Source organism: uncultured Flavobacterium sp., assembly GCF_951805225.1.
Classification (GTDB): domain Bacteria; phylum Bacteroidota; class Bacteroidia; order Flavobacteriales; family Flavobacteriaceae; genus Flavobacterium.
Genome location: NZ_OX638201.1, coordinates 1338164 through 1350797, shown reverse-complemented (window position 1 = coordinate 1350797; position 12634 = coordinate 1338164). Strand labels below are relative to the sequence as shown.

At 30.8% G+C, this 12634-nt stretch carries 11 protein-coding genes; 2 read left to right on the top strand and 9 right to left on the bottom strand.

Features of this window, described 5'->3' with window-relative positions:
• Positions 1–42 precede the first annotated feature (42 nt).
• The 3 genes from hisG to WN975_RS05715 all read right to left on the bottom strand — a co-directional run bounded on the left by hisG (position 43) and on the right by WN975_RS05715 (position 3277).
• Positions 43–900 carry an ATP phosphoribosyltransferase gene (gene hisG / locus WN975_RS05725; RefSeq protein WP_337965651.1) on the bottom strand — a complete coding sequence of 286 codons (858 nt, stop codon included), beginning with the start codon at positions 898–900 and terminating at the stop codon, positions 43–45.
• Positions 901–1210: 310 nt separating this feature from the next.
• Complete coding sequence (locus tag WN975_RS05720; protein WP_337965650.1) at positions 1211–2611, bottom strand: HAMP domain-containing sensor histidine kinase; 1401 nt, start codon at positions 2609–2611, stop codon at positions 1211–1213.
• On the bottom strand, positions 2612–3277 hold the full coding sequence (locus tag WN975_RS05715; protein ID WP_337965649.1) for a response regulator transcription factor: 666 nt from the start codon (positions 3275–3277) through the stop codon (positions 2612–2614).
• A gap of 200 nt (positions 3278–3477) precedes the next feature.
• On the opposite strand from WN975_RS05715, the gene WN975_RS05710 reads away from it, so the two are divergent.
• The gene (locus WN975_RS05710; protein WP_337965648.1) at positions 3478–5568 is read left to right on the top strand and encodes a sulfatase-like hydrolase/transferase; all 2091 of its coding nucleotides are present in this window, start codon (positions 3478–3480) and stop codon (positions 5566–5568) included.
• A 241-nt stretch (positions 5569–5809) separates the two neighbouring features.
• Here WN975_RS05710 and WN975_RS05705 read toward each other — a convergent pair whose 3' ends face one another.
• Positions 5810–6808 carry a zinc dependent phospholipase C family protein gene (locus WN975_RS05705; protein ID WP_337965647.1) on the bottom strand — a complete coding sequence of 333 codons (999 nt, stop codon included), beginning with the start codon at positions 6806–6808 and terminating at the stop codon, positions 5810–5812.
• A gap of 161 nt (positions 6809–6969) precedes the next feature.
• Positions 6970–7989 (bottom strand): glycoside hydrolase, encoded by a 1020-nt coding sequence (locus WN975_RS05700; RefSeq protein WP_337965646.1) that lies wholly within the window; start codon positions 7987–7989, stop codon positions 6970–6972.
• Positions 7990–8333: 344 nt separating this feature from the next.
• Between WN975_RS05700 and WN975_RS05695 the strand changes: the two genes are divergently transcribed.
• Complete coding sequence (locus WN975_RS05695; RefSeq protein WP_337965645.1) at positions 8334–9284, top strand: hypothetical protein; 951 nt, start codon at positions 8334–8336, stop codon at positions 9282–9284.
• Positions 9285–9294: 10 nt separating this feature from the next.
• On the opposite strand, the gene WN975_RS05690 is transcribed toward WN975_RS05695, so the two are convergent.
• The 4 genes from WN975_RS05690 to WN975_RS05675 all read right to left on the bottom strand — a co-directional run bounded on the left by WN975_RS05690 (position 9295) and on the right by WN975_RS05675 (position 12578).
• On the bottom strand, positions 9295–10260 hold the full coding sequence (locus WN975_RS05690; protein WP_337965644.1) for a putative sulfate exporter family transporter: 966 nt from the start codon (positions 10258–10260) through the stop codon (positions 9295–9297).
• Positions 10261–10334: 74 nt separating this feature from the next.
• Positions 10335–11231, bottom strand: a complete 897-nt coding sequence (locus WN975_RS05685; protein ID WP_337965643.1) for a LysR family transcriptional regulator — start codon at positions 11229–11231, stop codon at positions 10335–10337.
• A gap of 28 nt (positions 11232–11259) precedes the next feature.
• Positions 11260–12120, bottom strand: coding sequence for a hypothetical protein (locus WN975_RS05680; RefSeq protein WP_337965642.1), 861 nt, complete (start codon positions 12118–12120; stop codon positions 11260–11262).
• A gap of 53 nt (positions 12121–12173) precedes the next feature.
• Positions 12174–12578: a hypothetical protein gene (locus WN975_RS05675; protein ID WP_337965641.1), complete on the bottom strand. Its 405-nt coding sequence runs from the start codon at positions 12576–12578 to the stop codon at positions 12174–12176.
• Positions 12579–12634 lie beyond the last annotated feature (56 nt).

Here is a 12634-nt window from a genome sequence, read left to right as displayed (position 1 = left end):
GCGTAAAGCTTAAAGCTTATTGCCTAAAGCGCGCAAAGCGCATTAAAGTACCATTTTCTCAATTGGGCAAACTAAAATTCCTTCGGCTCCAGCCTCTTTTAATTTATCGATTACGTCCCAGAAAGTATCTTTGTCAATTACTGAATGAACACTACTCCAACCTTCTTGTGCTAATGGCAAAACGGTTAAACTTCTTAAAACCGGCAATATTTTACCAATTTCATCAATTTTATTATTTGGTACGTTCATCAAAATATACTTTGAGTTTCTTGCTCTTAAAACGGATTGTATTCTGAATTTTAAAGTATCGATGTGCTTCTGAATTTCCGGTGAAACTTTTGGAGAAACCGCCAAAACTGCTTCACTTTTCAGGATAACTTCTACTTCTCTTAAGTTGTTTTTGAATAAAGTACTTCCGCTAGAAACAATATCTACAATGGCATCTGCAAGACCAATATTTGGCGCAATTTCTACAGAACCTGAAATTTGGTGAATATCAACTTTTAATCCAAAAGAATCGAAATATTCATTAACTGTATTTGGGTAAGAAGTTGCAATACGCAAACCTGCCAAATCCTGAATTGAGTTGTAATTGAAGGCTTTAGGAACTGCAACAGAAACTTTGCATTTAGAAAATCCTAATTTTTGAATTACTTCAATATGTTTTCCTTTTTCTACCAATAAATTATCTCCCACAATAGCAAGATCTACAACTCCGTCAATTAAATATTGAGGAATATCTGAATTTCTCAGGTATAAAACTTCTAATGGAAAATTTGAAGCTTCAGCTTTTAATTGGTCGTTTCCGTTGTTGATCGAAATACCGCAATCTTTTAAGATTTGAATGCTGTCTTCGTTTAAACGACCAGATTTTTGAATTGCAATTTTTAATGTACTCATTTTTTTTAGTTTTTGTTGGATTAATAGTCTGAGTACAAAGAATTGGTATAAAAAAACCCGTTTGATGTACTCAAACGGGTTTTAAAATATGATGATTTACATGCATACCATTAACACATCGCTTGAGAGCAATAATGAAAATGATGATGATGTAATTGAATAGAAATCATAACTTGGTTTGTTTTTTAATTCTTTGATTCGGTTGCAAATATAACAGTTAATTTAATAAAAAAGCAATTTTTAATTTAACTTAACGATAGTTTATTGTTAAAAAACGTAATCTATGCCGTTTTTATTACATTTTTTAATTCTACGATAACGATTTCTGATTTTCATTAAAACTCAAAAAAACAGTTGTTCCTACTCCTATTTCGCTTTCGATTTTAAACTTAATATGCAGCAATTCTGTAATTCTTTTTACAATCGACAATCCCAATCCAGTTCCTTTAATTTCAGGATGATCTGTTGAATTTGATCTAAAGAAAGGATTAAAAATTGCTTCCAGATCTTCTTTGGCAATTCCGATTCCGTTATCAGAAATTTTGCAGATTATTTTTTCATTTTGCTTCGAAAGTAAAATCGAAACTGCTCCGTCTTTTTTAGTGTATTTTATTGCATTCGAAATAATATTTCTAAGAATTGTCACTACTAAGAAATTATCTGATTTGATGTAATAATCTTCTAAAGCATCAAATTTAATATCGATATTCAGATTGTTTATCTTCTCAGAATTTAGCGTTAAAACATCCAAAATCATGGCGTTTAAATAAACCGTTTCCGGACTTATGCCTTTCTTTTGATTCTCAAAACGAGCCATTAATAAGAGTTGATCAACTAACATATTTAAGTGATCAACTTCTTTAATACAATAATTTATTTTTTCTTCATATTCCTTATTATCACGAGGTTTACGAATCAAAACTTCAAGTGTTCCTTTTATTACTGTCAAAGGTGTTCTTAATTCGTGAGAAGCATCAGATGTAAATTGTTTTTCACGTTCCATTGCATCTTCAATTCGGTTTAATAAATTGTTTATGGTTTTAGAAACTGTGTATAATTCATCTCGTGTTCTGGGCAATGGAATACGAGTTTTCAGATTATCCTTGGTGATTGTTTTTGAAGTATTAATAATCGCATTAATTGGTTTTATGCTTCGGCCGGCAAAAAATCTTGCCAGAAAAAACAACAGAATTAAAATTCCAAGAAATGATAAAGACATTATATCAAACAAATTATTCAACACCATTTTAGAATCTGCCAATGACATTGCAACAATTACATATCCTATTTTCTTATTATCAATATGAAGCGGAACCTGAATTTGTCGCACGGCATGATCGCCTAATTTAGTATCAAATAGTTTAAAATCTTCTACGGAATCTTTAAATTCAAGTGTTTCATTTTTTAGATTTGGTGCTTTTTCTATTACTTTTTTGTTCAAATCTAAAAACTCTACAAAAACCGGATTCACGTCAACAGTATTATGTTCACGTTCTTTCCATTCTTCGGCGTCAATAAAAATCACTTTTCCATTTACAACCTTTAACTCTTCTAAATGGTTTTTAATTTCTACATTGATGTTTTCGTCAATATGGCTGTAAACAGTATGTTTTACAATGGAATATATAATAGAGAAAACTACCAAAATCAACAAACCTGTCGTGATAATATAGTTTAAGGCAATTCTGTTTTTAAAAGAAAGTTGCAACATTTATAAGTCGTTAGCGATATATCCTATACCGCGAATTGTTTTAATATAATCTTCTTCAATTTTTAAATTGAGTTTTTTTCTGATTGCATTCATAAAAACATCAATTACGCCGGTATCGTATTCAAAATTTATCTCCCAAACATCTTTTAAGATTTGATTTCGCGTACAAACTTTTCCTTTATTCTTAATAAGATAAGTCAGTAATTCAAACTCACGTTGTGTAAGAGAAACTTCTTCGGCATTTTTTAAGACAACGTGTTTTGAAAGATCAATTGTAATGGTTCCTAAAGTAAGTATTTCTGATTTTTTTTGATTTCTAAAATGAATCTTAATACGTTCTACGAGTTCTTCAAAACTAAAAGGTTTTTTGATATAATCGTTTGCGCCAGCTTTTAAACCTTCAATCGTTTCCTGCACTGTATCTTTTGCGGTCAGAAAAATAATTGGCGTTGTTTGATCCTTGATTCTTATAGCTTTACACAAGTCCAAACCATTGATTTTTGGTAACATCCAATCCAACAAAATTAAGTCAAACTTGTTTTCCTGAACCAATTCAAAACCTTTTGAACCATCGTTTGCGGTCGTAATTTGATATCCCTCTTCTTGTAGACCTTGCTGTAAAAACTGAACGATACCTAGTTCATCTTCAACTATTAAAATGTGCATTTAATTGTAAATTTTAAATTAAAACTCTAAATTTAATATTCAAAGATAAAGATTTTGAGTTCAGAAACCGCTTACAACCATAAGAATACAGACAAGAAATTAATCTTAAGCTAATATTAAGAAAACATTAAGTAAGGTAAAAGTCGAACTTAATCTGGAACTAATGAATTGGAATTAATTTTGCAAAAAAAATAAATAAGATGAGTTTTTACAAGAAATTTTCCCCACTTTTCAATCTTGCGTTGTTTTACTTTATAGTAAGCTTTATTTTACGAATTGTTTTGTTTTTTCATCCTATAACTCAAAGTTCATTCACGATCCTTGAAAGCCTGAAAATCTTTTCATTAGGACTTGTTTCAGATTTCTTTGTTTTTGTAGTTGCGGGTGTTTTTTTATGGCTGTATTTAATTACTGTTTCTAATACTAAATACAACAAACCTTGGGGTTACATTATTTTAGGTGGTTTTATAACACTATTCCTTTATGTTGCTTCGGGAAAAAGTATCGTTACGGAATATGGTGGAGCTTTGCCAAATATTGTTTTAATTTTTATTGGAATTAAAATGGCTCTTTTTGCTCTTTTACTTTTTATTCCTAAAAAAAGAGAGAAAATCAGATATTGGTTATTTGCTTTTGTGGTTTTCTTGTATGTTTTATTAATTCTTCAAAATGGTTTAAGTGAGTATTTCTTCTGGAATGAATTTGGAGTTAAATACAATTTTATCGCTGTTAATTATCTAATTTATACCAATGAAGTTATCGGGAATATTATGCAGTCTTATCCTGTTATTCCAATATTTTCGGCTTTGTTTTTAATAACCGGAATCATTACTTATCTTATTTTAAAGAAATCTAAAAATTTCATCAACGAGATTCCTTCTTTTAGTGAGAAAATAAAAATCAGCGCAGTTTATATAACCTTGTTCATAGTTTCTCTGATCGCAATTCCTACTTTGGCTAAGACCGAAAATTCTAAAAATGTTTTTGTTAATGAATTACAAGCTAATGGATTGTATAAATTCTATCTGGCTTTTCAGAATAATAAATTAGATTATTTTAAATTCTATAAAACTTTACCTGAGCAGGAAGCTTTTTCGTTATTAAAACAACAATTTCCTACTATTTCCAGCGGAAACACATTACGTAAAATAACGAGTGATTCTCTTGAAAACCACAAAAATGTTGTATTAATTACTATCGAAAGTTATAGCGCCGAATTCATGAAAATGTACGGAAACGAGCAAAATATTACTCCTTTCTTAGATAGTTTGGCTCAGAAAAGTTTGGTGTTTACTAATTTATACGCTGCCGGAAACAGAACGGTTCGCGGACTTGAAGCAGTAACATTATGTTTGCCTCCAACTGCCGGAGAAAGTGTTGTAAAAAGAGAAGATAATAAGAATAAATTCTCAACCGGAGCAATCTTCAAACAAAAAGGTTACAATGTAAAATTCATGTATGGCGGAGATGCATTCTTTGACAATATGCAGGATTTCTACAGCGGAAATGGTTACCAAATTGTAGACAAATCAAGTTTTTCTCCTGAAGAAATTACGTTTTCTAATGTTTGGGGTGTTTGCGACGAAGACATGTACAACAAGGCAATTAAGGTTATGAATGCCGAAGCGAAGGAAAACAAACCTTTCTTCAACCATATTATGACTGTTAGTAATCACAGGCCTTTTACTTATCCAAATAATAAAATTGATATTCCAGGAGATATTAAATCTCGTGATGGCGGAGTAAAATATACGGATTATTCATTGAGAAAATTCTTTGAAATGGCGAGTAAACAGCCTTGGTTCAAAAATACAGTTTTTGTAATTGTTGCTGATCATTGTGCTTCAAGTGCAGGAAAAACGGAACTTCCGTTAGATAAATACAGAATCCCTGGTTTTATTTATACGCCTGGTGCAAAACCTGAAAAATACAATAAGACAATGTCGCAAATTGACATTATGCCAACGCTTTTTGGATTATTGAATTTTAGTTATGAAAGCAAATTCTTTGGTCAGGATGTTTTAAAACCTGATTACAAACCAAGAGCTTTTATTGCAACTTACCAAGATTTAGGTTTGATTAAGGATAATGTTTTAACTATTTTATCTCCTAAACAGCAAGTGAAACAGTTTGATTTAGAAATCAATCCAAAACCGGGTCTTGCTCCTGAATTTCAGATAGATTACAATGAAATTCCAACGAATAAAGAAAGAACTGATTTGGTTAATGAAACTATTTCATTCTATCAAACGGCTTCAGATATGTTGAAGAAAAAGAAATATCAGAAATAATTTTTGTTTCATGTTTGAAGTTAATGAAAGGTTGTTGAAAAATGGCACACGAATGACGCGGATTAAACGGGTTTACACTAATTTTTTATAATTTTAACTCAACTTGTTTAACAAAATCGACACATAAAAAAGAGCCTCAAATTCAAATGAATTTGAGGCTCTTTTTATTAATGAGAATTATTAAAGTTTCATTTACCACATTTCAACTTGAAACATGAAACCTGAAACTAAAAAAACTTAATTAGTCATTCTGATTCTTCATCCCGAATAAATATCCGTCCTGATATAATTTTTGATCTTGTTTCAAAGCTTCATTGTTACGTTGTGTAACTTCAAATGAATCTAACTTGCTTAAATCTGGTTTTCCAGCGTTTACCCAAGCAGTATACCAAAAACTTGCTGTTGCAGCAATTGCTTTTTTCATTTGGCTTTCAACCATTCCGTTTAATTCCTGGTGCAATTTAGCAGCATATTTTTCAGAGAATTTAGCTGTATTGTATTTAGTTTTAGAAATTTTACCATCGGCATCCATTTCAAAAACCTGATTTTCAGGAGTTGCAGTTCTTAGTTTTTTATCAACTGCTAACAAAGGCTCCACTAAACTATGAGTATCATTAATCATGTCCCAAGTTGCTTTGTGAACATCTTCATAATACTGCGCTTGTGGTACATTTAATTTGTAGTTTTTAGCAAATAATTCAGGTAATCTGCTTTCCCAAAGTGAGTGAATTCCTTTTTGGTCCGTTAATTGTCCGTCATGATTTGCAGAAGTATGCAATGGCATGTGTGCATCACCAATATAATGACCTAAATCTGCTGCAAGGAATAAAATTTCAGCTCTGTTTTTCTCTTTGAAAGCTTTAGTTAATTTTACCATCATATCTTCGATATACCAAGGTAAAATACCATTTTCATTCAAAAATTTAGCGTCATATTTAGCTTTTGCTTCTTCTAAAGTTTTTGGATAACTATCTGCTGGACCAAAACTTTCCATGTCAAAATAATGTCTTGGATTTTCGTCTTTATAATTTAAAGCATATTTTCGAATGTCCGGTACAGAAGCTTCCTGAGTAATAAAATCAATGTGATTGTAAAAAAACACTTGTATCGATTGAGGTAAAGCCATTACCGCTGCTTTGTTAATACGTTCATGTCCAACGATTCCCCAGGATAATGTCAAAAATCCAATTCCTAATGCAAAAAAAGCAATTAGTTTTGGTTTCATTTTAAAGTTTTTCATTTATAGATTTGTTTGAGGGGGCAAATTTATCTCATTTAAAGTGAATTCGAAACAATACTGCCTAATATTGTTATAAATTAATTTAAAAATTGAAAAAACTTTATTCTGAGATTTTCAGTCACAGATGTTTAATGTATCCGTGACTGAAAAAAAATCTTTATTTATAGTTTATTGTAAACAACATCAAAATAAGACGATTTGTTATACGTTTTTGCGACTCCGCTTGTATAAGATTGAAACTGAGGTGTAATCATATTCATAGGACCTCCGTCACCGTTCCAAGCCCAGCCTAAAATAGTCCAGCCTTTATTCTTAGCATAATCGACAATTGCGGACCAATCTGCACCAGATCCTCCACTATTTCCAAATTCACCAATCATGCACGGTCTTCCTGACGAAGCTAAATCATCGATGTCTGATGTGTTCATATAACGTCCTTTACCTTGGTTATAAGCTCCCGGATAAATATGTGCAGAAAGAATAATTTTAGTGTCTTTGATTACGGTTTGTCCTGTTGAGCAGCCTTTTACAGCGCAGGCAGCAGTAGCGGTTTCTTGCCCCCAGCCCGGAATATCGATAATAATAGTACCACTATAAACCTTGCGAACTTCTGTAATGGCTGCATTATAAGCTGCTGCATATGTTGCTGGCGTAATATTATGACTTCCCCATTCATTTATAAGATTTATGATAAAATTACCTCCTAAAAAACTATAGTTGTTTTTCCACCAAGTAGCCGCTGCATTTAATTCGGCTGTACTATCAGATCCTAATACGCTCGATTTATGATAACTAACAATTACCGTAAATCCGTTTGATTTGGCTTCAGAAATCCATCTTTTAGCATTCGTTTCCTGACCTGGTTCTACTTCAATGCGAACGGTTTTTATTTTGGTATTTTGCTTCATTAGATTCCAACCCAAATCGCAATTTCCACCGTTGTAATAAGAGGGCTGCAAATTGACGCCATTGCCAATATCGCCAAAAGTTGAAGTCGTTTTTGCAGTAGAACCGGATTTTAATACTGCCGAAATTTCGAGAGAAACAGTTTCAGTTTTTGCAGATAGTGAGGTTCTTTCCGTTTCAGCTTGTGAGCAACTAGCTAAAAATGTTATACTTAAAGCTAAAAACAAAACATTTACTCCTTTTAAGCTTTGTTTAATAAAATGTGTTTTTTTCATACATAAGTTTTTTTTAATAGTTAACAAAGTTTTTATGGCCATTAAAATCTTCAATACAAATATTTAGTTTTCAGTAGGATAAAACTGATGCTATTTCATCAAACTACAATACGAAAAATACATTTTTAATTATTTAAAATAAATTTACAACATAATTTATGTTAAAAAAATAAAGTAATTACAATCAATAGAACTTAATTAGATCGAAAAGCACAATAGTTTTTTCTTCTACATTATCAGATAAAGGCTCATAAACACTAACTAATTTTAAAAAGGTAAGATTATTATAAGTTTACTTGATAAAACTATGTAAATTTGATTTTCAAAATAATTCCTCGCACATAATGAAATCGATTTCCTCTATTGTTTTTTATTTCCTGATACTATTTTCCTGCAAAGCACAAGATATTGTGAAACTAAAAAATGTTAGCGATACTATTTTAAATACTAAAAGAGCATTGCAGCTTTCTGATCCGTTGGATGCTGTAAAAACAATGCAGAAGCTTTTTCCGGGCAAATTATACAATCTTTCAGATCATAATACTTTCATAAGTTGGAATTGCAAAAGCTGTAAACCTACTGCATTTAAAGATGTTAATGAGATCGATGGCGATCAAATATTTCCTTATACACAAGGCGTTGCAACCAGACTTTTGGAAAACATCGATTATAAAGATTCTAAAGGAAATCAATTTAAATTGTTGTTTTTCAATCATTCTATTTATGATGAAGACGGCTTACAGACCAGTAGATTTTCCGGAGGTCTTGTTGGTGTTGCTAAGTTTGCAAAAAATGACAAGGTTTGGCAAATGAGATCTTTTCAGCCTGCAGTGGCTGGATTTGGAGCATTTGCGCAAGCACCAAAACCCAAACTTGTCGAAATTGGCGAAGATCAATATGCTTTTACCTTATTACATGTTAATGGTGGCGCCGGTGGTCCGTTTGAAGGTATTCTATATCTTGTTGCCGGATTTGAAGGTAAATACCAACCAATCATGCAAGTTTATGATTATCAACTTACGAATGTTGCGAGTGTGACCTGGTCAAGTTCTTATACTGTTGTAAACGACAATACTAAAAAACATTTTAGAGATATTATAATTAAAACAAACGGTACTTTTGATAAAGCTGAGCAAGCTAATGATGAATTTGAAGTTAATTTACCTGAAGAAATAGCTACAATGGCTAAAACGAAGAAAAAGTTTAGCTTCGAGATCGAAAAGCATTTTACCTTTAAAGGAAAACTCTACAAAATGGTTGATAAACCAATTGTTAAATTTTCGAATGTAAAATAGTTTTGTTCTTTTAATGAAAGTACAATATTGAAGCTAATCCTAAACAAGCAATAAATATCCAAAGCAAAACGCCTTGTAATAACGGCTTCACTCCTACTGATTTTAAAGTATTTATATTTAAGGTTACTCCAATCAGAAATAATGTGATTGTTAATCCAATTTTTGCAATTCCCACAATATGAGGCGCAATAATAGCAGTTGCCGGCACATAAGTATTAAAAAGCATCGCAAGAATAAATAATCCTATAAAGTAAGGAATTTTGATTTTGGAGTTTTTACTTTTAAAGATTACGGCGGTCAAAATCGAAATTGGAATAATCCATAATGCTCTTGCTAATTTTACAGTTGTTGCAATTTGCAAAGCTTCGGCTCCGTATTTATTTGCTGCGCCAACTACAGAACTTGTGTCATGAATGGCAATTGCGCACCATAATCCGAAATCTTTTTGAGATAAATCAAGCTGATGTCCGATAAACGGAAAAACAAATAATGCGATTGAATTCAGAATAAAAATTACGCCTAAAGCAATTGAGGTTTGATTTTCATTAGATTTTATAACTGGTGAAATGGCTGCAATCGCACTTCCTCCACAAATAGCAGTTCCGCAAGAGATTAAATGTGATGTTTTTTTATCCGTTCTGAGCCATTTTCCTAGAAATGTACCCAATATTAAAGTAATGAAAATAGAAAATATAGTCAATAAAAAACCTTCTTTTCCGGCAGAAAGTGCGCTGGAAACATTCATTCCGAAACCTAAACCAACTACTGAAAATTGTAATAAATAGGTAATCGCTTTATTATTGAATTCAACAAATGGATTTCCGAAAATATTTACCATTATAACTCCTAATAATAATGCAATTGGCGGAGAAATTATAGAAAATAAGCAAAGAGCAATAATCAAAACAAAAATTGCTTGTTGTATATAAAGGTTAACTTCTAATAAATGTGAGGTTGTATGTTGTTTCGTTTTCAAAATAATTGATTTGATATTTCTTTTACAAAGGTCTGCTGTTTATATCATAATCACTAATCGTAAATTGCAATCGACTATAACACTAAGTTATAGTAAGAAGAAATACTCTGAATAAAAAGTTCTGACAATGAATCTGTTTTTCCTAGCAAAGTGATGATATAGAAATACCTTTCGACAGATAAATTTTCTACATCAAGAACCATAAGTTCGTTATTCTTAAGCTCTTTATCTACTGCGTGTATTGACATAAAAGCAAAACAATCAGAATTTAATAAATATGATTTTATGCTTTCTGTGCTTCCTAATTGCATTTCGATTTGTAAATCAGTTATTTTAAAACCAATTTGTTTCAAAGCAAATTCTATAACTTCAAGTGTTCCAGAACCACGTTCACGAGTTATGAATTTCATTGCTTTTAAATCTTCAACCGAAACTTCATTTTTCTTTGCAAAAGGATTATTGACATTACATACCAAAACCAACTCGTCTTTCAAAAACGGAATATATTTAATAGATTGGTTTTTAGATTGTCCTTCTACAATTCCTATTTCTATTTCTTTATTGATTAAAGCATTTTCGATTTGCTCAGTATTTCCGTTTAACAAATTGACTTTTATATCTTTTTGCTTTTGATGAAAACGAGCCAAAACTGGAGAAATTAAATATTGTGCAATTGTTGTACTTGCTCCCAAACGCAATAAACCCTGACGTTCGTTAATAAACGAACTCATATCAAAATCAATTTCACGATAAATTTCGAAGATATTTTTGGTATGTTTTAATAGAATTTCTCCGGCAGGAGTTAAGGCAATTTTAGAACCATTACGTTCGAAAAGCTTTGTTTTATAAGTTTCTTCCAGTTCCTGAATGTGTTTCGAAACTGCTGGCTGCGAGATATATAATTCTGTAGCCGCTTTTGTAAAATTTAAACGGAGCGCAACGGTATAGAATACTTTTAGCCTGAAATCCATATATTATGTTTATTGAAAAATTATTGATTTAGTACATTCCACTTACAACTGCATAAGTTGGGTATTTAGTATCTTCTGTTATTAATAATTTATCAATACAGTTTTCTTTGAAAAAGTTTTCTAATTCTTCCTTTTTTAAATTTTTACAATTTTCAACATTACTATTATTTATCCCAAAAAATAATCTTCCTGTTATAGTAATATCAGAAATACTATCAATTTTGACAATTGTGTTTCTTTCTGAATCTTCTTTAATCATAACTTTTGCAGTTGCACTTGCGTTATATTTTGGAATTTCAAAATAGAAATAAATTAAACTATCAGATTCTCCTAAATATAAACCTGCTTCATGTGAATTAAGTTCTTTATAAAGCTTTTCCTTTCTAATTGAAATCGTATAAACTTTATCAGATTTAATTTTCTTGCCTACTCTTTGTCTTGGTTGACTATCTGCTAGAATTGTAAAAAAACAAAGTGTTCCAATTACCGAATTTATAATAAAATATGATTTTTTATCTACGATACTTTCTTTTTTAAAGTATTTATAAGAGAAAGGTAAAACGGACAAAGCAATAAGATCAGAAATATCAACGGTTCTATAGAATGCAAGGTTTGAAATTTGGGAAATATAATTGATAAAACTAGTTGAAATTTCTAATTTCCAGAAAACAAAAAACAAAGCCGTTGAAATATAAATTTTTAAGGCATGTTTTGGTAAAAATATGGAAATGAAAAAGGGAAAAATAAAAAGTCCAGCAAAATCACTTAGCTTTCCGGTAATTGCATTTGAAAAAGCATATTTTAAATAAAAATCATTTACGAGAACTAGCAAAATACCCAGAATGAATAATTCCGAAGTTAAAAGCTCGAATTTTATTTTATTCTTCATTGCTAACATTATTTAATTTAAGCTTATTTGCTTCTGCTTTCACCTAAATATTTCTAATTCTCAAAAATTTGCTTATCTGCAATTTCTTTCCAAGATTCTCCAAATATTAAATCATTATCAATTAATTCATAGGAATAATAAAATGTATAAGCTTCCATTTCATTTTTATGTTCAACAAAAACAGCAATAGCATCAGTTTGCTTTTCTTTTAATTTAACATCATAAAAAATAGCTACTGCAATAAATTCATCTCTTCTCCAGCGCAATTCTTTTTTTAATTCCGCTATTACTGAAGTCGATTCTGGGAAATCATTTTCTTCGTCTTCTTCAAGTATTATGTGTTTAACTTTTTGTTCAATATCTACAACTGCCGATACTGGATAAAATTCTCCATATTCTTTTAGCAAACTCTCCACAAATGGGAATATTTCATCTAAAATACTTTGAATATCATTCATTTAATTATGTTTTGAAGTAAGTAAAACTTTGTGTCTTTGTTCCTCTGAACCTTTGT